At 68.5% G+C, this 20097-nt stretch carries 17 protein-coding genes and 1 pseudogene; 7 read left to right on the top strand and 11 right to left on the bottom strand.

Going from position 1 to position 20097, the window contains the following annotated elements:
• Nucleotides 1–66: 66 nt before the first annotated feature.
• Nucleotides 67–2436, top strand: a complete 2370-nt coding sequence (locus QE449_RS08330) for an FdhF/YdeP family oxidoreductase (protein WP_027505723.1) — start codon at nt 67–69, stop codon at nt 2434–2436.
• 54 nt (nt 2437–2490) lie between these two features.
• Here QE449_RS08330 and era read toward each other — a convergent pair whose 3' ends face one another.
• From era to hrcA, 7 genes and pseudogenes are all read right to left on the bottom strand, one after another.
• On the bottom strand, nt 2491–3399 hold the full coding sequence (era, locus tag QE449_RS08325) for a GTPase Era (RefSeq protein WP_027505722.1): 909 nt from the start codon (nt 3397–3399) through the stop codon (nt 2491–2493).
• Nucleotides 3386–4723, bottom strand: a complete 1338-nt coding sequence (locus tag QE449_RS08320) for a hemolysin family protein (protein ID WP_056445784.1) — start codon at nt 4721–4723, stop codon at nt 3386–3388. The genes era and QE449_RS08320 overlap by 14 nt, the downstream gene beginning before the upstream one ends.
• Nucleotides 4720–5283: an rRNA maturation RNase YbeY gene (ybeY, locus tag QE449_RS08315; RefSeq protein ID WP_027505720.1), complete on the bottom strand. Its 564-nt coding sequence runs from the start codon at nt 5281–5283 to the stop codon at nt 4720–4722. Before ybeY ends, QE449_RS08320 begins: the two co-directional genes overlap by 4 nt.
• 52 nt (nt 5284–5335) lie before the next feature.
• The gene (locus QE449_RS08310; protein WP_056446329.1) at nt 5336–6355 is read right to left on the bottom strand and encodes a PhoH family protein; all 1020 of its coding nucleotides are present in this window, start codon (nt 6353–6355) and stop codon (nt 5336–5338) included.
• Between the two features lie 340 nt (nt 6356–6695).
• Complete coding sequence (locus QE449_RS08305) at nt 6696–7457, bottom strand: 16S rRNA (uracil(1498)-N(3))-methyltransferase (RefSeq protein WP_056445787.1); 762 nt, start codon at nt 7455–7457, stop codon at nt 6696–6698.
• 18 nt (nt 7458–7475) lie between these two features.
• Nucleotides 7476–8628 (bottom strand): annotated as a pseudogene (gene dnaJ, locus QE449_RS08300) (molecular chaperone DnaJ).
• 73 nt (nt 8629–8701) lie between these two features.
• Nucleotides 8702–9745 (bottom strand): heat-inducible transcriptional repressor HrcA, encoded by a 1044-nt coding sequence (gene hrcA / locus QE449_RS08295; protein ID WP_027505716.1) that lies wholly within the window; start codon nt 9743–9745, stop codon nt 8702–8704.
• Nucleotides 9746–9852: 107 nt separating this feature from the next.
• Here hrcA and QE449_RS08290 point away from each other — a divergent pair, with 107 nt between their 5' ends.
• Nucleotides 9853–10158, top strand: coding sequence for a type II toxin-antitoxin system VapB family antitoxin (locus QE449_RS08290; RefSeq protein WP_027505715.1), 306 nt, complete (start codon nt 9853–9855; stop codon nt 10156–10158).
• 7 nt (nt 10159–10165) lie between these two features.
• Here the strand turns inward: QE449_RS08290 and hemW are convergent, their stop codons facing one another.
• Nucleotides 10166–11341 carry a radical SAM family heme chaperone HemW gene (hemW, locus tag QE449_RS08285; RefSeq protein WP_056446332.1) on the bottom strand — a complete coding sequence of 392 codons (1176 nt, stop codon included), beginning with the start codon at nt 11339–11341 and terminating at the stop codon, nt 10166–10168.
• 298 nt (nt 11342–11639) lie between these two features.
• Here hemW and QE449_RS08280 point away from each other — a divergent pair, with 298 nt between their 5' ends.
• The 5 genes from QE449_RS08280 (at nt 11640) to QE449_RS08260 (ending at nt 17378) form a co-directional block, all read left to right on the top strand.
• Nucleotides 11640–13340 carry a nitrite/sulfite reductase gene (locus QE449_RS08280; protein WP_056445789.1) on the top strand — a complete coding sequence of 567 codons (1701 nt, stop codon included), beginning with the start codon at nt 11640–11642 and terminating at the stop codon, nt 13338–13340.
• 70 nt (nt 13341–13410) lie between these two features.
• Nucleotides 13411–14142 carry a phosphoadenylyl-sulfate reductase gene (locus tag QE449_RS08275; RefSeq protein ID WP_027505713.1) on the top strand — a complete coding sequence of 244 codons (732 nt, stop codon included), beginning with the start codon at nt 13411–13413 and terminating at the stop codon, nt 14140–14142.
• On the top strand, nt 14139–15065 hold the full coding sequence (gene cysD / locus QE449_RS08270; RefSeq protein ID WP_222630395.1) for a sulfate adenylyltransferase subunit CysD: 927 nt from the start codon (nt 14139–14141) through the stop codon (nt 15063–15065). Before QE449_RS08275 ends, cysD begins: the two co-directional genes overlap by 4 nt.
• Complete coding sequence (locus QE449_RS08265) at nt 15065–16822, top strand: GTP-binding protein (protein ID WP_222630393.1); 1758 nt, start codon at nt 15065–15067, stop codon at nt 16820–16822. The genes cysD and QE449_RS08265 overlap by 1 nt, the downstream gene beginning before the upstream one ends.
• Nucleotides 16823–16895: 73 nt before the next feature.
• Entirely contained in the window at nt 16896–17378 is a 483-nt protein-coding gene (locus QE449_RS08260; RefSeq protein ID WP_307108612.1) for a hypothetical protein, read from the top strand.
• A gap of 1 nt (nt 17379) precedes the next feature.
• On the opposite strand, the gene QE449_RS08255 is transcribed toward QE449_RS08260, so the two are convergent.
• The 3 genes from QE449_RS08255 to cysT are packed head-to-tail and all read right to left on the bottom strand — an operon-like array spanning nt 17380 to nt 20095.
• Entirely contained in the window at nt 17380–18417 is a 1038-nt protein-coding gene (locus QE449_RS08255; protein ID WP_307108611.1) for a sulfate/molybdate ABC transporter ATP-binding protein, read from the bottom strand.
• 5 nt (nt 18418–18422) lie between these two features.
• Entirely contained in the window at nt 18423–19226 is an 804-nt protein-coding gene (gene cysW / locus QE449_RS08250) for a sulfate ABC transporter permease subunit CysW (RefSeq protein ID WP_307108610.1), read from the bottom strand.
• On the bottom strand, nt 19223–20095 hold the full coding sequence (cysT, locus tag QE449_RS08245; protein ID WP_307108609.1) for a sulfate ABC transporter permease subunit CysT: 873 nt from the start codon (nt 20093–20095) through the stop codon (nt 19223–19225). Before cysT ends, cysW begins: the two co-directional genes overlap by 4 nt.
• Between the last annotated feature and the right edge of the window lie 2 nt (nt 20096–20097).

The raw sequence follows: 20097 nt of genomic DNA, 5'->3' as shown, positions 1-20097 counted from the left end.
CGTGTCGGCGCCGCGCACTACCCTCGACCAGAGGGGCACGCGCGACATGAATGGAGTGACGGATCGATGACACGCACACACGACTCTCGGGACTACGACGAGGCCGACCTGTCGATCGAGAAGCCGAAGACGCATGCCGCCGGTCCGACCGCCGTCGCCGTCTCGATGAAGCGCTCGCTCGAGCGCATGGGCCCGGTGCGGACCGCACGGACCCTGCTCGACCTGAACCAGGCCGAGGGCTTCGACTGCATGAGCTGCGCGTGGCCCGATCCGGATCCGGGTCACCGTCACGCCGCGGAGTTCTGCGAGAACGGCGCGAAGGCCGTCGCCGAGGAAGCCGACAAGCGCCGCGCCACCCCGGAGTTCTTCGCGCGCCACAGCATCGCCGACCTCGACTCGCACAGTGAGCACTGGCTCGGTCAGCAGGGACGCATCACGCACCCGATGGTCAAGCGGTCGGGCGGCACCCACTACGAGGCGATCGGGTGGGACGAGGCATTCGACCTCATCGGCGAGGAGCTGCGCTCGCTGCACCCGGACGAGGCCACGTTCTACACGTCGGGCCGCGCGTCGAACGAGTCCGCGTTCGTGTACCAGCTCTTCGTTCGCGCGTACGGCACCAACAACCTGCCGGACTGTTCCAACATGTGTCACGAGTCCACGTCGTTCGCTCTGCAGGAGTCGATGGGCATCGGCAAGGCCAGCGTCGTGCTCGACGACGTGTACGGCGCGGACCTCATCATCCTGGCCGGACAGAACCCGGGCACCAACCACCCGCGCATGCTGTCCGCGCTGGAGAAGGCCAAGCAGAACGGCGCCAAGATCCTGGCGATCAACCCGTTGCGCGAGGCCGGCCTCATCAACTTCAAGAATCCGCAGACCCCGCGCGGCATGGTGGGACCCGGCACCGATCTCGAGGACATGCACCTGCCGATCCGCATCAACGGCGACCTGGCGCTCTTCCAGGCCATCGGCAAGCTGCTGGTCGAGTGGGACGCCCTCGATCACGAGTTCATCGAGAAGTACACCAACAACTTCGATCTGTGGAAGCAGCACGTCTCGGCGGTCGACTGGGACGAGGTGGAGACGGTCACCGGTCTCTCCCGAGCCCAGATCACAGACGCAGCGAAGCTCCTGCGTGACTCGAAGGCCACCGTCTTCTGCTGGGCCATGGGCATCACGCAGCACCGCAACGCCGTGAACACCGTCAAGGAGATCACCAACCTCGCGTTCGCTCAGGGCAACATCGGTAAGCCGAACGCGGGTGTGCTGCCCGTGCGCGGTCACTCGAACGTGCAGGGCGACCGCACGATGGGCATCTGGGAGCGGGTACCGAAGCACTTCCTCGACGCACTCGAGAGCGAGTTCGGCTTCGATCCGCCCCGCGAGAACGGTCTCGACACGATCGACTCGATCCGCGGGATGCGCGACGGCAAGGTGAAGTTCTTCCTCGGTCTCGGCGGCAACTTCGCCCAGGCCACGCCGGACAGCACCGTCACCTTCGATGCCATGCGCAAGACGAACATGACGGTGCACATCTCGACGAAGATCAACCGCTCGCACCTCGTCACCGGGGACGTGGCGCTGATCCTGCCGACCAAGGGCCGCACCGAGAAGGACATCCAGGCCAGCGGGCCGCAGTGGATCAGCGTCGAGGACTCGACGTGCTCGGTGCACTCCTCCCGCGGTCCGCTCGATCCGCCGAGCCCGCACGTCAAGTCCGAGGTCGAGATCATCACGCAGATCGCGGAAGCCACGATCGGCGACCGCTACGGTCTCGACTGGAAGGGCATGCGCGACGACTACCGCACCATCCGTCAGCACATCTCGCGGGTGGTTCCGGGATGCCAGGGCTACGAGGTCAACGCTCGGCGCCCCGGAGGCTTCGTCCTCCCCCACCCGCCGCGGGACTCGCGGACCTTCCAGACGGAGTCCGGCCTCGCCGAGTTCTTCGTCTCGCCCATCGAGGCTCTGCAGGTGCCGCCGAAACATCTTCTGCTGCAGACGTTCCGGAGCCATGATCAGTTCAACACCACGATCTACGGACTCAGCGACCGGTACCGGGGAATCGAGGGCGGCCGCCGCGTCGTGTTCGTCAACCGCGGCGACATCGCGGAACTCGGCATGAAGGACGGCGACTTCGTCGACATCACCACCAAGTGGGACGACGACGACGTGGTGCGCGTCGCCGAGAACTTCCGGATCGTCGAGTACCAGACGCCCAAGGGGTCCGCAGCCGCCTACTACCCGGAGACCAACCCGCTGGTTCCGCTGGACTCGTCGGCGACCGACAGCAACTGCCCCACGTCGAAGTCGATCGTCGTCTCGTTGAGTCCGGCCAGGGCCGGCAGCCCGGGAGTGGGGCACGGCGGCCAGGACGCCATGCGCTCCGACGAGCACCACAAGACCCAGACGGAGCCTGAGCACCTGTCCTGAACCTGCACCCGGCTACCGTGTCGCGACGATCGATCGCGGCACGGTAGCGCGGGGTCAGAAGCCCAGCTTGCCCATCTGCTTGGGATCGCGCTGCCAGTCCTTGGCCACCTTGACGCGGAGGTCGAGGTAGATGCGGGTGCCGAGCAGCTTCTCGATCTGACCGCGAGCCGCGGTGCCCACGTCGCGCAGTCGGGCCCCACCCTTGCCGATGACGATCGCCTTCTGCGACTGACGTTCGACGTAGAGAATGGCGTGCACGTCCAGCATCGTGTCCGACCCCTCGCGGGGCCCGACCTCCTCGATGACCACGGCGAGGGAGTGCGGGAGCTCGTCGTGCACTCCCTCGAGCGCTGCCTCCCGGATCAACTCGGCCATGAGGGTCTCCTCCGGCTCGTCCGTCAGCTCACCGTCGGGGTAGAACGCAGGCCCGGGCGGCAGCACCTTCGCGAAGACGTCGACGACGACCTCCACCTGCTCGCCGGACGCGGCGGACACGGGGACCACCTCGCAGTCGGGACCGAGCAGGTTCGAGACGGCGATCAGCTGCTCCATGACGCGCTGCTTGGAGACCTTGTCGATCTTGGTCACCAGACCGACCAGCGCTGTCCTGCCCGCGTTGTGGCGGACCTGCTCCAGGATCCAGCGATCGCCGGGGCCGATCTTCTCGTCCGCCGGGATGCAGAGACCGATGGCGTCGACCTCCGAGTAGGTGTCGCGCACAAGGTCGTTCAGACGCTGCCCGAGCAAGGTCCTCGGCCGGTGCAGGCCCGGGGTGTCCACGAGGATCAGCTGCGCGTGGTCCCGGTGCACGATGCCCCGAATGGTGTGGCGTGTGGTCTGGGGCCGGGAGGACGTGATGGCGATCTTGGCCCCCACCAGGGCATTCGTCAGGGTGGACTTGCCGGTGTTGGGCCGTCCGACGAAGCACACGAACCCGGAGTGGAAATCGTCAGTCTCGGTCATGGTCGATCTCGTCTCTCTCGTCCGACGACTCGGAGTCCTCGTCGTCGGCGTCCGGTTCGGGAAGCTTCTCGGCGGTCACGGTGCTCACACGCACTCGTCCGCGCGCATCGGAGCCGCCCTCGGCCACCAGGATCAACCCGTGTGCCTCGACACGGGCGCCCGGCAGCGGGACGCGCCCGATCTCGTAGGACAGCAGGCCGCCGACGGTGTCCACCTCGTCGTTGTCGATCTCGATGTCGAACAGTTCGCCGAGATCCTCGAGAGGGAGCCGGGACGACACCCGGAAGCGGCCGTCCTCGAGTTCCTCGATCGGGGCCACCTCGTCGGTGTCGTACTCGTCCGCGATCTCGCCGACGATCTCCTCGAGCACGTCCTCGATGGTGACGAGGCCGGCGACACCGCCGTACTCGTCCACCAGGACGGCCATGTGCTTGCGGTCCCTCTGCATCTCGGCCAGCAGGCTGTCCAGCGGCTTGGAGTCCGGGACGAACACCGCGGGACGCATGACCTCGTCGACACGCACGCTGCGACCACCGTCCGACGACGTGTACGTCTGTTGCACGAGGTCCTTGAGATAGACGACGCCGAGGATGTCGTCGACGTTCTCGCCGATCACCGGGATCCGCGAATGCCCGCTCCGCACGGCGAGGGTGGTCGCCTGTCCGGCGGACTTGTCACGCTCGATCCACACCATCTCGGTGCGCGGCACCATCACCTCGCGTGCGGAGGTGTCGCCGAGCTCGAACACGGACTGGATCATGCGGCGCTCGTCGTCGGCGACCACGCCGCGCTCCTGCGCCATGTCGACCAGTTCCCGCAGTTCGATCTCGGAGGCGAAGGGACCGTTGCGAAAGCCGCGGCCGGGCGTGATCGCATTGCCGACGAGAATGAGCAAGCGGCTCACCGGGCCGAGCAGGATGCCGATGGCGCGCAGCGGGTAGGACGACCCCAGCGAGATGGAGTACGCGTGCTGGCGGCCGAGTGTGCGGGGCCCCACGCCGATGACGACGTAGTCGACCACCACCATGACGCCGGCGGCGATGGCCAGCGCCTGCGCCGGCGCGAGCAGGTCCAGCAACGCTCCGGCGAGCAGAACCGTGGACCCGATCTCGCACAGGATGCGCAGCAGCACCATCAGATTGACGTACCGCGGACGATCCTCGAGGATGCGGAGCAGTTCGCTCGCCCCGCCCCGAGATTCCTTCACCATCTCCTCGACGCGTGCTGAGGAGACGGTGTTGACGGCGGAGTCGATGGCGGCGAAGAGGCCACCGAGAGGGACGAGGACAACCGCGAGCACGATCAGTGCCGGAGCGCTGGTCACCGGGTCGACTCACCACCGGCATCGGTCCGGGGATTCGCGAAGCCGGTGCTGCCCAACAATTTCGCGTCTCGCGCAGCCGACAGAGCGTCGCGCTCGGCCTGGCGCAGACTCTCGTACCAGTCCTCGAGGATGCTGTTCTGCAGGCCGAACATCTCCTTCTCCTCGTCCGGCTCCGCGTGGTCGTAGCCGAGGAGGTGCAGCACACCGTGCACGGTGAGGAGTGCGAGTTCGTGCTCGAGCGGGTGCCCGGCCTTCTCGGCCTGGTCCGCCGCGAACGACGGGCACAGCACGATGTCTCCGAGCATCGACGGACCGGGGTCCGGTGAGTCCGGGCGACCGCCCGGCTCGAGCTCGTCCATCGGGAACGACATCACGTCGGTGGGACCTGGCAGGTCCATCCAGCGCATGTGGAGATCGGCCATGGTGGCGGAGTCGACGAGGACCATGGACAGCTCGGCTGCCGGGTGCACGTCCATCTGCGCGATGGCGTAGCGCGCGACCGCGATCAGATCCTCTTCTCCGACGTCCATCCCGGATTCGTTGGAGACCTCGATGCTCATGCGAACACCGTACTAGTGCGCGGCGACGCCCCCGTGCCCGTGCACGCCCACATCAGTGGTGCGCGGCGCGGGGACCGCCACTGCGACGCGCAGCGCGGTTGGCGGACTTGGCGTCCGCGGCGTCGAAACGGTCGTAGGCGTCGACGATGTCGGAGACCAGTCGGTGCCGGACCACGTCGCTGCTGTCGAGCTTGGCGAAGTGGATGTCGTCGATGTCCACCAGGATCTCGGTGGCGGCACGCAGTCCCGAACGCGATCCCCCGGGGAGATCCACCTGGGTGATGTCACCGGTGACGACGATCTTCGAGTTGAAGCCGAGGCGGGTCAGGAACATCTTCATCTGCTCGGCCGTGGTGTTCTGCGCCTCGTCGAGGATGATGAACGCGTCGTTCAGCGTGCGGCCACGCATGTAGGCCAGCGGTGCGACCTCGATGATGCCCGCCTGCATGAGCTTCGGGATGGCTTCGACGTCCATCATGTCGTGCAACGCGTCGTGGAGCGGACGCAGGTACGGATCGATCTTGTCGTGCAGTGTGCCGGGGAGGAACCCGAGTCGCTCCCCCGCCTCGACGGCCGGGCGCGTGAGGATGATGCGGCTGACCTGCTTCGCCTGCAGAGCCTGCACCGCCTTGGCCATGGCCAGGTAGGTCTTGCCCGTTCCGGCGGGACCCACGCCGAACACGATGGTGTTGGCGTCGATCGCGTCGACGTAGCGCTTCTGGTTCAGCGTCTTGGGCCGGATGGTCTTGCCGCGTCGGGACAGGATGTCCAGGCTCAGGACCTCGGCGGGAGACTCGCTCACGCCGCGGCTGAGCATCGCGACGGTGCGCCGCACCGCGTCCGGAGTGACCGGTCCGCCGGCGACCACGACGGCGGCGAGCTCGGTGAGCACCCGCTTGCCGACGGCGATGTCGGACGGTGCCCCCTCGAACGTGACGACGTTGCCGCGTACGTGGATCTCGGCGGAGAGCACCTGCTCGAGCGCCCGGAGGTTACCGTCGGCGGACCCGAGCAGCGGGAACATCACGGCGGGGTCGAGTTCGATGGACTCGGTCACACGCGCCTCGGTCAGAACCGGGCGTGAGGACTGCCGCTTCTGCGCGCGGGACGCACGAGTGGTGTCCTGCGCATCGTCACCTCTGGTGCCGACGAAAGGGATGTTGTCACTCACGTGGTGGCTATGGCCTTCTCTCGGGTTTCGATACTCGGTCCGCCGCGACGGGAACCTCTCACCACTTTAACGTCTCCCCCGAGAAGCGCATTCCAGTATGTCGCGCGCAACCCTCGTAGCTGCCCCTTCCCGCACACGGGCCGGGCGGCGCCAGGTGCTCCGGTTGCAACAACCTGCTCCGGTCACAACAGGAGCGGGTTGCGGAAACCGGAGCACGTGCACCAGCGGCCCGCGCCGCAGATCAAGCAGGGGGCGCGCCGGACCAGCGATCGGTCAGGACGCCGAGCGCGCCCAACGCCACGGCCGCCGCGGTCGATGTCCGCAGGACGGTCGGCCCCAGGAGCGCGGGCGTCGCGCCGGCACCGACGAGCATGTCGATCTCCGTGTCGTCGAGCCCGCCCTCGGGTCCGACGACGAGCACCACCTCGGGTGCGCCGCGGAACGGGAGGTCCGCGAAGGCCCCGGGCGCAGCCTCGTGCAGCGCGACCACGATGCCCCCACGTGCGACGACGCCCTCGACCAGGCTGCGCACCATCCGAGTGTCGTGCAGGTCGGCGACGTCGGGAACGAAGGCACGCCGCGCCTGCTTGGCGGCCGCGGAGGCAGCGTTCCGCCACTTCGCGACACCTTTGACGGCCTTCGGGCCGTCCCATCGCGACACGCAGCGCAGCGACTGCCACGGCACGATCGCGTCCGCACCCGCCTCGGTCGCCGTCTCGACGGCCAGTTCCGAGCGCTCCGACTTCGGGAGCGCCTGGATCACGGTCACCGTGGGCCGGGGCGGCTCCGCGGTGGTGACGGAGAGCACCGTGAACGAGAGCCGGGCCTTCTCGACGCCGGTGACCTCGACGGCCGCGAGCGAGCCGCGGCCGTCCGACAGCACCAGCCGCTCACCGACGGTCGTCCGGCGCACCGTGGCCGCGTGCCGACCTTCGGCCCCGTCCAACGCGCCCGACTCCCCCGGAGACGGCAGCGGATCGAGGAAGTAGACGGTCGCCGCCACCAGTGGTCCCCCGCCCGATCAGCGACTGAAGGCGTCGCGCAGACGGGAGAACAGTCCCCCGGTGTGCTGCGATGCGGTGGTGACCACCTCGGCGTTGTCGCGTTCGCGGTGAGTGCGCAGTTGCTGCAGCAACTTGGTCTCCGTGGAGTCCAGGCGGGCCGGGACGACCACCTCGAGGTGCGCGTGCAGATCGCCGCGGACACCGCTGCGCAGCTTGGGCATGCCGTGACCGCGCAGGACCTGCACCGAGCCGGGCTGCGTGCCGGGGTCGACGGTGATCGTCGTGGGACCGTCGAGGAATCGCGTCGACGCTGACGGACGTGCCCAGGGCGGCGTCCGCCATCGGCACGCGGATGGTGCAGTGCAGATCGTCGCCGTCGCGGACGAACACGTCGTGCGACTTCTCGACCACCTCGGCGTACACGTCACCGGCGGGACCGCCGCCGGGGCCGACCTCGCCCTGCGCCGCGAGGCGGATGCGCATCCCGCTGCCGACACCGGCCGGCACCTTCACGGCCAGTTCGCGGCGGGCACGCACGCGCCCGTCGCCGCCACACTTGCGGCAGGGATCGGGGATCGTCTCGCCCGCGCCGCGGCAGGTGGGGCACGGACGCGCCGTCATGACCTGTCCGAGGAACGACCGCTGGACCGACTGCACCTCGCCGGCACCGTTGCACGTCTCACAGCGGACCGGCGTCGAGTCGCCGTTGGTCCCGGAACCGGTGCACACGTCGCACAGCACGGCCGTCTCGACGGCGATGTGCTTGGTGACGCCGGTGGCGCACTCCTCCAGCGTCAGCGTGGTGCGCAGCAGCGAGTCCGAGCCGGGCTGGACGCGACCGCGGGGTCCGCGGGTGCCGCCGCCGTTGCCGCCGAAGAACGCCTCGAACACGTCGCCCAGTCCGCCGCCGAAGCCGGCACCGCCGAAGCCGCCTGCTCCGCCTCCGCCGCCACTCTCGAGCGGATCGCCACCGAGATCGACGATGCGTCGCTTCTCGGGATCGGACAGCACCTCGTACGCGGAGCTGATGTCCTTGAAGCGGGCCTGGGCCGACTCGTCGGGGTTGACGTCGGGGTGGAACTCACGCGCGAGTTTGCGATACGCGCGCTTGATCTCCTGGTCCGACGCCTTGTTGTCGACGCCCAGAGTTCCGTAATAGTCGCGTGCCACGTGTGTACTCATATCCTCTTGGTGGAAGGTGGGTCGGGAAAAGTTCGGGTGGGGCAGGTGAGTGCACCGGCCGTCATCGTTCGGCCAGCACCTCTCCGATGTATCGAGCAACAGCCGCGACCGACGCGATCGTTCCCGGGTAGTCCATGCGAGTGGGGCCGAGCACACCCATACCGCCCAGCACGTTGCCCGCCGAGCCGTAGCCGGTGGAGACCACCGAGGTGCCCCGCATTTCAGGGGCCATGGTCTCCTCGCCGATCCGGACGGTCACTCGGCCGGTGTCCTGGGTCGCCGCGATGAGCTTGAGCACCACGACCTGTTCCTCCAGCGCCTCGAGCACGGAGCGCAGCGACCCCGGGAACCCACTGAGCGCGGCGAAGTCGGCGGCGTTGCGCGTCAGGTTGGCGGTCCCCCCGAGCACGAGCCGCTCCTCCGGGTGTTCGACGAGCGTCTCGACCAGCACGGTCGACGAGCGCACCACGGCGTCGCGCAGATCCTCGGGCGCCGTCTCGGCGAGTTCGGCCACCGCGGCCGACGCCAGGGCGAGACGCTTGCCCTCCAGCGCGCCGCCGAGCAGCGACCGCAGACGCGAGAGGTCCTCGTCGTCGATGACGTCGCCGAGTTCGACGATGCGCTGATCGACGCGGCCGGAGTCGGTGATGAGCACCAGCAACAGTCGCGCCGGCGTCAGGGCCACCACCTCGAGATGGCGGACCGACGACGCGGACAGGGTCGGGTACTGCACGACGGCGACCTGACGGGTCAGCTGGGCGAGCAGGCGAACACCGCGCCGCAGCACGTCGTCCAGGTCGACACCGGTGTCGAGGAACTGCAGGATCGCCCGTCGCTCCGCCGCGGAGAGCGGCTTGACGTCGGCGATGCGGTCGACGAACTGCCGGTAGCCCTTGTCTGTGGGGATACGACCCGAGCTGGTGTGCGGCTGCGTGATGTAGCCCTCGGCCTCCAGCACGGCCATGTCGTTGCGCACGGTAGCGCTGGACACTCCCAGATTGTGTCGATCGACCAGTGCTTTCGATCCGATGGGCTCCTGCGTCGCGACATAGTCGGCGACCAGGGCACGCAGGACCTCGAAACGTCGATCCTCCGTACTCGACATCGCAACCCTCCTACGCTCGGGACCGGTGGCTGTGCGGGACCAGCCGATTCTAGTCGGCGACGCGCGGGTGCCCCATTCCGCTCGCCCGAGTCACTACTGTGACCGGTGTGATCTTCAAGGGAGTGCGCGACGGCAAGCCGTATCCGGAGCACGGTCTGTCGCTCCGCGACTGGTCCAAGATTCCGCCACGTCAGTTGCGCCTCGACGAGATCGTGACCACCACGAAGGTGCTCGAACTCGACCGTCTGCTGTCCGAGGACAGCACGTTCTACGGGGACCTGTTTCCCCATGCCGTGCACTACCACGGCGTCGTGTACCTCGAGGACGGCCTGCACCGGGCGGTGCGGGCTGCGCTGCGAAACCGTGTCGTCCTGCACGCGCGGGTGTTCGATTACGACGCGATCGGGGCCTGAGCGGCACTCACTCGAGAATGTCGCGCACGACCCCGTCGGCGAGCAACCGCCCACGGTCGGTGAGGACGTACCGATCGCCCAGACGGACGAGCAGTCCGTCGGACGCGATCGAGTCCGCACGGGCCACCTCGTCCGTCGACAGATCACCAGCGGCCATTCCCGCCCGCAGCCGCGCGGTCAACATGACACGTTCCATGTGTTGCTCGTCGCTCGTGAGAGATTCGCTGTCCGCGATCGGCAGCGCACCGTTCGCCAGCGTCTCCGCGTATCGCGCCGGATGCTTGACGTTCCAGAACCGCGTCCCGTTCACATGGCTGTGTGCGCCGGGACCGATGCCCCACCAGTCACCGCCGTCCCAGTACCCCAGGTTGTGCCGGCACTCCGCACCGTCGCCCCGCGCCCAGTTGGACACCTCGTACCACCCGAAGCCGGCCGCGCCGAGACGCGCGTCGATCCGCTCGTAGCGCGACGCCAGCACATCGTCGTCCGGAGCCGGGAGCTCGCCCCGGCGCACCCGTCTCGCCAGGGCCGTCCCGTCCTCGACAATGAGCGCGTACGCGGACACGTGGTCGACACCGGCGTCGAGCACCGCCGTCAACGACGCGTCGAGATCGTCGTCACTCTCTCCCGGCGTTCCGTAGATGAGGTCGAGGTTCACGTGGTCGAACCCGGCCGCCGCCGCTTCCCGTGCCGCGTCCCCGGCGCGTCCCGGGGTGTGGGTGCGGTCGAGGATCGCGAGCACGTGCGGTGCCGCCGACTGCATGCCCAACGACACGCGCGTGTAGCCGGCCGCGCGGATTCCGTCGAAGAAGGCCGGCGACGTCGACTCGGGATTCGACTCCGTCGTCACCTCGGCATCGGCCGAGAACGTGAAGGACGAGCGCGCGGCACCGAGGAGATCGGCGAGGCCGTCGGCGCCGAGCAGCGACGGTGTTCCGCCGCCCACGAACACGGTGTCGACGCTGGGCACACTGCCCGACTCCCGCGCGAACGTCGCCGCGGCGAGGTCGAGCTCGCGGCGCACCCCGTCGAGCCAGGACTGCGGTGACGCCGACGTTCCGAGCTCCCCGGCGGTGTAGGTGTTGAAGTCGCAGTAACCGCAGCGCGTCGCGCAGAACGGCACATGGAGGTAGAGGCCGAACGGCGCGGCCGGACGATCGACGAACGACTCGGGTGCGAGCACACCGACAGCGGGAGGAGCGAGTGGAACGGGGATCACCGGACCAGTGTCCTCCTCCCTCCTCGTCGACGCCCTGGTCGGGGGAGGCACCCGCGTCGTGGCAGAATGGGGCTCATGACAGTCGTGGAGATCATGCTCGTGGCTCGGCGCCACGTCGATCTCGCACGCGTCTGCAGCTGTCTGAGGCCGCTCGTCTGACCCTCCCGCCAGCCCGCACACCCCCCGGCCGGTCAGGGACGAGGTGTGCGGACCAGCCCTCCGAGACACCCCTTCCTGTTCGGCGCCCGACCTTGGAGCGCCCATGACGAACACCCCCGACACCGCTGCGCCGCGCGCACGGTCGACCCGTCCCGCCAAGCGGAGGTCCGAGGGCCAGTGGGCACTCGGCTACCGGGAACCGCTCAACGCGAACGAACAGAGCAAGAAGGACGACAACCCGCTCAACGTCCGCGCGCGGATCGAGAACATCTACTCGAAGCAGGGTTTCGACAGCATCGACAAGGCCGATCTGCGCGGACGCTTCCGCTGGTGGGGGCTCTACACCCAGCGCGAGCAGGGCTACGACGGCACCTTCACGGGCGACGAGAACATCGACCTGCTCGAAGCGAAGTACTTCATGATGCGCATCCGCTGCGATGCCGGCGCACTCAGCGCGTTGCAGTTGCGCACTCTGGGTGAGATCTCGCAGGAGTTCGGCCGCGACACCGCCGATCTGTCCGACCGGGAGAACGTGCAGTACCACTGGATCGAGGTGGAGAACGTCCCCGAGATCTGGCGGCGCATCGAGTCTGTCGGTCTGAAGACCACCGAGGCGTGCGGCGACTGCCCGCGCGTCGTGCTGGGCTCCCCGCTCGCCGGCGAGTCGCTCGACGAGGTCCTCGATCCCACGCCCGCCATCGACGAGATCGTCGAGCGCTACATCGGCCGGCCGGAGTACTCGAACCTCCCCCGCAAGTTCAAGACCGCGATCTCCGGCCAGCAGGACGTGGTCCACGAGGTCAACGACATCGCCTTCATCGGGGTGAACCATCCCGAGCACGGTCCCGGCCTCGACGTCTGGGTCGGCGGCGGTCTGTCCACCAACCCCATGCTCGCGCAGCGGCTCGGGGTCTGGGTGCCGCTGCACGAGGTCGCCGACGTGTGGGAAGGCGTCGTCTCGATCTTCCGTGACTACGGGTACCGGCGTCTGCGCAACAAGGCGCGGCTGAAGTTCCTGGTCAAGGACTGGGGCGTGGAGAAGTTCCGGGAAGTGCTCGAGACCGAGTACCTGAAGCGGCCGCTTCTCGACGGCCCCGCCCCGGAGAAGCCGACCCGGCCCGTCGACCACGTCGGGGTCCAGAAGCTGAAGAACGGCCTCAACGCCGTCGGACTCGCCCCCATCGCGGGCCGCGTGTCCGGCACGATCCTGACGAAGGTCGCCGACGCGGCCGCGCGGGCAGGGTCGGATCGCATCCGGTTCACCCCGTACCAGAAGCTCATCGTCCTGGACATCTCCGACGAGAAGCTCGAGGACTTCATCGCCGAGATGGACGCGCTGGGTCTGCCGGCGCGGCCGTCCATCTGGCGCAAGAACCTGATGGCGTGCAGCGGCATCGAGTTCTGCAAGCTGTCCTTCGCCGAGACCCGCAAGCGTTCGCAGGTGCTCGTCCCCGAACTCGAGCAGCGGCTGGCCGACGTCAACGCGCAACTCGACGTCCCCATCACCGTGAACATCAACGGCTGCCCCAACTCGTGCGCTCGTTCACAGGTCGCCGACATCGGGTTCAAGGGCCAACTGGTGGACGACGGTGACGGCGGACAGGTGGAGGGCTTCCAGGTCCATCTCGGTGGAAGCCTCGGCTTCGACAGTGCCTTCGGCCGGAAGTTGCGCCAGCACAAGGTCACCAGCGCCGAGCTGGGCGACTACATCGACCGGGTCGTCCGCAACTTCGTCAAGCAGCGCGACGAGGGCGAGCGGTTCGCGCAGTGGGCCGTACGCGCCGACGACGCGGATCTGCAGTGAGCGAGCACGGGAATCGCGTGTCCCGCCCTCGCGTTGTCTCCTGGACCGTCCGCCCGCGAAAGGTTGTCTCATGAGCGTCGCCACCCATCGCCACCTGACCGAGTCCGAGCTCCGCGCCATCGCCGAGCGGGGTGCGCGGGAGATGGACGGCGCCTCGGCGGACGAGCTCATGCGCTGGACCGAGGACACCTTCGGCGACGACTACATCGTCGCGTCGAACATGCAGGACGGCGCGCTGGTCCATCTGGCCGCGCAGGTGCATCCGGGTGTCGACGTGCTCTTCCTGGAGACCGGCTACCACTTCGCCGAGACCATCGGTACTCGTGACGCCGTCGAGTCGGTCTACGGGGTCAACGTCATCGACGCGAAGACGACCGTGTCGGTGGCCGAGCAGGACAGGCTCGAGGGCAAGGATCTCTTCGCCCGCGATCCCGCACGCTGCTGCGCACTGCGCAAGGTCGTGCCGCTGAAGCGTGAGCTGGCGAACTACAGCGCCTGGGTCACCGGCATCCGCCGCGTCGAGGCACCCACGCGCGCCAACTCGCCGCTGATCTCCTTCGACGAGGCGTTCGGCCTGGTGAAGATCAACCCGATCGCGGCGTGGTCCGATGACGAGATGCAGTCCTACATCGACGAGCACGGCATCCTCGTGAACCCGCTCGTCGACGAGGGCTACCCGTCGATCGGGTGCGCACCGTGCACGGCCAAGCCCGCTCCCGGAGCGGACCCGCGCAGCGGTCGCTGGGCCGGCAGCACCAAGACCGAGTGCGGACTGCACTCGACCGAGGAAGGAACCCGATGACAGCCGCCACGAGCGTGGACGTCACCCACGTCGACGAGCTCCGGGCACTCGAGGCCGAGTCCGTGCACATCATCCGCGAGGTGGTGGCCGAGCTCGAACGACCCGTACTGCTGTTCTCGGCGGGCAAGGACTCCATCGTCCTGCTCCGCCTGGCGGAGAAGGCGTTCCGCCCCTCCCCCGTTCCCTTCCCGGTGATGCACGTCGACACCGGACACAACTTCCCCGAGGTGATCGAGTTCCGCGACCGACGACTCGAGGAGGGCGGCCATCGCCTCGTCGTCGCGTCCGTCCAGGAGTCGATCGACTCCGGTCGCGTCCGCGAGGTCGGCGGGTCCTCCGGCTCGCGCAACCGTCTCCAGACCCGGACGTTGCTGGACGCGTTGGAGGAGAACAAGTTCGACGCCGCCTTCGGTGGTGCGCGGCGCGACGAGGAGCGTGCGCGCGCCAAGGAGCGTGTGCTGAGCTTCCGCGACGAGTTCGGCCAGTGGGATCCGCGGGCCCAACGCCCCGAGCCGTGGTCGCTGTACAACGGCCGCATCAAGCGCGGTGAGCAGGTCCGCGTGTTCCCGCTGAGCAACTGGACCGAGCTGGACATCTGGCGGTACATCGAGCTCGAGCAGCTCGAACTGCCGTCCATCTACTTCGCCCACGAGCGCGAGGTGTTCGAGCGCGACGGCATCCTGCTCGCCACCTCGGAGTTCACCTCCCCGACCGAGCACGAGACCGCTGCCGTCGAGATGGTGCGCTACCGCACGGTGGGCGACCTCACCATCACCGGCGCCGTGCGCTCGCACGCCACCGACATCGCCGGGGTGATCACGGAGATCTCCGCGGCCACCGTGTCCGAGCGCGGCGAGACCCGCGCCGACGACCGCACGTCCACAGCCGCGATGGAAGATCGCAAGCGCGAGGGGTACTTCTGATGACCATCACCAATCCGCTTCCGGTGTCGGACGTTCCGGTGTCCCCGGCTCCCACCGCCCCGCGTCAGCTGCTGCGCATCGCCACAGCCGGCTCCGTCGACGACGGCAAGTCCACCCTCATCGGGCGGCTGCTGCACGACACGGACAGTCTTCCGCTCGATCACCTCGACGCCGTGACCGACGAGGAGGGCGTGGCCGACCTCGCCGCCCTGTCGGACGGTCTGCGTGCCGAGCGCGAGCAGGGCATCACCATCGATGTCGCCTACCGCTTCTTCTCCACGCCGAGTCGCAGCTACGTCCTCGCAGACACCCCGGGACACGAGCGCTACACGCGCAACATGTTCACGGGAGCCTCCAACGCGAACGTCGCCATCCTGCTCGTGGACGCCCGCGCCGGCGTGTTGCGGCAGACGCGTCGTCACGCCCGGATCGCGACGCTCGTGGGTGTCGACCGCCTGGTGGCGACCGTCAACAAGATGGATCTCATCGACTTCGACGAGTCCCGCTTCCGTGACGTTGAGCGCGAGCTCGCCGACCTCGGTGCCCGCCTCGGCACGGAGATCCTGGTCATCCCGATCGCGGCGAAGCTGGGCGACAACGTCGTTCGGCCGTCCTCGACCATGCCCTGGTACACCGGCCCCACTCTGCTCGATCACCTCGAGAGCATCGACCTGGTCGCTCCCGCACCGGTCGCCACGGAGCTGCGGTTGCCCGTGCAGTGGGTCTCTCGCCCCACCGACGGCGAACGCCGTCGGTACACCGGCCGGCTGTCCGCCGGCACCGTGCAGATCGGCGACTCGATCGTCGCGCTGCCGTCCGGATCGCGCAGTGTGGTCACGGCGCTCGACACGCTGGACGACGCCCGCGACGTCGCCGTGGCTCCGCTCAGCGTCTCCGTCGAACTGGCCGACGACATCGACGTGGCCCGCGGCGACGTCCTGGTCAGTGGCGAGCCCGACGCCCACCTGCCCACGCTCGCACGGGAATTCGATGCCACCGTGTGCTGGCTGGCGGAGGCACCTCTCGGTGTCGGCGACCGACTGGCGATCAAGCACACCACCACCACGGTGCGCGCGACGGTGCAGCGCATCCACTCGCGACTCGATCCGGAGACGCTCGACGAGCATCCCGGCTCGGAGAACCTGTCGCTCAACGACATCGCACGGGTGACGCTGCGGACCAGTGCGGTGATCGTGACCGACGACTACGCGGACAACCGCGACTCCGGTGCGTTCATCCTGCTGGACGAGCACACGAACGACACCGTGGCCGCGGGCATCATCGAGGGGTCCCGCGCGGTGCTCGACCGCTCGGACACCCCGTCCTGGGTTCCGTCGTCGATCACCCGCGACGAGCGTGTCCGCCGTACCGGTCAGCACGGTGCGACGATCTGGCTCACCGGCCACCCGTCCTCGCACAAGGCCGCCGTCGCCGTCGCGCTCGAGGACGCACTGACCGCCTCCGGTCGCACCGCCTACATCGTCGGCGGTGACAACGTCCGCGGAGTCCTCGACATCGACGCCGCAGCCGGAACCCGCGCCGCGACGGTGCAACTCGCCCGGTTGGCCCGGTTGTTCGCGGATGCCGGAGTGGTCGCGATCGTGCCCATCTCGTCGGCGGACGGCGAGGATCTCGCTGCCGCGCGAGTCGAGATCGCTGCGGCCGGGATCCCGGTCACCGATCACCACGTCGATGCCGACGACACCGCGACGCCGGCCGAGGTCGCGGCAGCCGTGCTGCGCGCATCGAACGCGTAAGGAAGAGACGCCCCCGCGTCGAGACGACGTCAGGAACCGCCGACGACGGCAGTGGAGCATGCAGGGTCGAGTCATGACCTTGCGTGAACTACTGCCGTCGCTGTCGTCTCCGGACGATGCTCGTGCGCTGTGGCCCGGGGAGATTCACACCCACGGGGGCAGGCTGTGTGTCCGAAGCGACGGGCGCGCCGAGACGTTCCTCGACGATCTGTGCGACGAGTACGGCGACGCCGTGGCCGTCCGAGCGGGCACCGCGGTGGTCACGGTGACCCGAGTCCGGTCGGTGGACGTGTACCGAGGGCTCCTCCGCGTCGTCACGACCGGTGCCGACTCGGGTGTCGCCCCGGTGTCCGTCCGCCTCGCCTCGCGCCATCCGGTGTGCCGACCGGTTCCGTGTTGCCTCTGCACCCGGTCGGGGCGCTGCGTGTGCCCCGCGCTCGACCTGCCGTCGGACATCCACGCCGGCGACGTGCTGGCGATGGTCACGCGATGCGGTGATCCGGCGTTCCGTGGCCCGACCGTGTGTGTCCGGTCGGGGTGCGTCGACCGCGCGTGAGTCAGCCGGGGATCACCGGCACGCGCGTGGCACGCACGTACACGGTCTCCCCGCTCTGCAGCCCCAGCGCCTCGTTGTCGCCGCGGGTGATCTGCGCGAAGAACAGCTCGTTGGTGGCGCCGTTGCGCAGCTCCACCCGCACCTCGAAGCCCAGGTGCACGACACGCTCGACGGTCGCCCGCAACACCCCCGCGTTCTCGGCCGTGCCGGTCTGCTGCGCGTTCGCGAGATCCGGTGTGCGGCCGACCCGGATGTCGTGCGGACGGACCAGCTGGCCGTTGAGCCGCGACACCTCGCCGAGGAAGGACATGACGAAATCGTTCGCCGGGGTGTCGTAGAGATCGCGAGGAGCGCCCACCTGCTCGATCCGGCCCTTGTTCATGACCGCGATCCGGTCGGCGACGTCCAGCGCCTCCTGCTGATCGTGCGTGACGAGCACCGTGGTGACGTGCACCTCGTCGTGCAGTCGACGGAGCCACGTGCGGAGATCGGCCCGCACCTTGGCGTCCAGGGCACCGAACGGCTCGTCGAGCAGCAGCACCCGCGGATCCACGGCGAGCGCGCGGGCCAGGGCCATGCGCTGACGCTGGCCACCGGACAGTTGCGCCGGGAAGCGCGTCTGGAAACCCGAGAGGCCGACGATGTCGAGCAGCTGATCGACGCGCTCGTCGATCTCGGCCTTGGGCCGCTTGCGGATCTCGAGCCCGAAGGCGACGTTCTTGCGCACGGTGAGGTGCTTGAACGCGGCGTAGTGCTGGAAGACGAATCCGATGTCGCGCTTCTGCGGACTGACGGTCGTGACGTCGTCGCCGGCGATGACCACCACGCCGGAGTCCAGCTCCTCGAGTCCGGCGATCGACCGCAACAGTGTCGACTTGCCCGACCCGCTGGGCCCCAGCAGCGCCGTCAACGATCCGGACGGGATGTCGAGGGACACGTCGTCGAGGGCCGCGAAGTCGCCGTAGTTCTTCCGCGCTCCCCGGACGGAGATCTCGATGCCGCCCGTGCGCTCCTCTGTCGTCGTGGTCGTCGTCGTCACGGTGCTCATTCCTTGGTTCGCTTGCGGTCCAGAACCGTCATCAGCAACAACACGATGACGGCGACGACCATGAGAAGTGTCGACGCGGCGTACGCGCCCGGTTGGTTGAAGTCCTCGTACCTGGCGTTCACCAGCAGCGTCAGCGTCTGTGAGATGCCCGGCAGGTTGGTGGAGACGATGATGACGGCACCGAACTCGCCGAGCGCGCGGGCGACCGTCAGGACGACGCCGTACGTCAGCCCCCAGCGGATGGCGGGAAGTGTGATGCGCCAGAAGGTCTGCCACGACGTCGCGCCCAGCGTGGCCGCGGCCTCCTCCTGTTCCTGTCCGATCTCGTGCAGCACCGGTTCCACCTCGCGCACCACGAACGGCAGCGTGACGAAGATGGTGGCCAGTACCATGCCGGGCAGCGCGAAGATCACCGTGATGCCCCACTCGGCGAGGAAGCCGAACCAGCCGCCGGCACCCCACAGCAGGATGAGCGCGACACCCACGATGACCGGGGACACCGCGAACGGGAGATCGACGACCGCCTGCACGAGACCCTTGCCACGGAAGTTGCCGCGCGCGAGAGCCAGGGCCGTGACGACGCCGAACACCACGTTCAGCGGCACGACGATCGCGACGATGATCAGCGACAACTGCAACGCCGACTGTGCGGCCGGTGTGGTGATGAGCTGGAAGAACGAGACGATGCCGTTCTCGAACGTGCGGTACAGGATCGCACCCAGCGGAAACACCACCAGCACGGCCAGATAGAGCAGCGCGACCGTACGGAGGCTCAGTCGAGTTCCGGTGGACAGCTTCACTTCTGCTCCTCCCGCCGGGCGAGGCGGCTACCGGCGATGCGCAGCACGAACAGCACCACGAAGGCGATGAGCAACAGCACCACGGAGATCGCGGCCGCGTCGACGGGCTGATCGGTCTCGATCTGCTCGCGGATGAGCTGCGACGCGATCTGCGTCTCGCCGGGAATGTTGCCACCGATGAGGACGACCGATCCGAACTCGCCGAGTGCCCGCGAGAAGGCCAGTCCGGCACCCGAGAGGATCGACGGCAGCAGCACCGGCAGCACGACCCGCCGGAAGATCACCAGATTGCTCGCACCGAGCGAGGCGGCCGCTTCCTCCACTTCCCGGTCGAGCTCGATGAGGACCGGCTGCACCGCGCGGACGACGAACGGAAGCGTGACGAAGGCGAGGGCGAGCACGACACCGGCCTTGGTGGCGTTCAACGTGATGCCCACCGGACTCATCGGTCCGTACAGCGACAGGAGCACCAGGCTCGCGACGATGGTGGGCAGGGCGAACGGCAGGTCGATCAGGGCGTTGACGACGGACTTGCCCGGGAAGTCGTCTCGCACCAACACCCAGGCGATGACGGTGCCCATCACCACGTTGATCAGCGCCGCCACCACCGAGACCTGCACCGTCACGCGCAGAGTGGCCAGCGCCCGCGGATCGGTGACCGCGTCCCAGAACTCGGCGGGTCCGTCGGACAGGGAGCGACTCAGCACGGCCGCCAGGGGCAGCAGGACGATGATCGAGAGCCACAGGACGACGGTGCCGAGCGTGAGCGATCCCCCGGGAAGATGGGAGGCCGGCCGGCGAGAGGCGGGAAGGCCGGAGGCCGGCCGGCGAGGGAGGAACTTTCGCCGACCGGCGACCTCTGTCGTCATGG

The organism is Rhodococcus sp. SORGH_AS_0303, assembly GCF_030819335.1.
Classification (GTDB): Bacteria; Actinomycetota; Actinomycetes; order Mycobacteriales; family Mycobacteriaceae; genus Rhodococcoides.
Note: the sequence above shows the minus strand (reverse complement) of the source record. Positions and strands in the feature narration are given on the sequence as shown.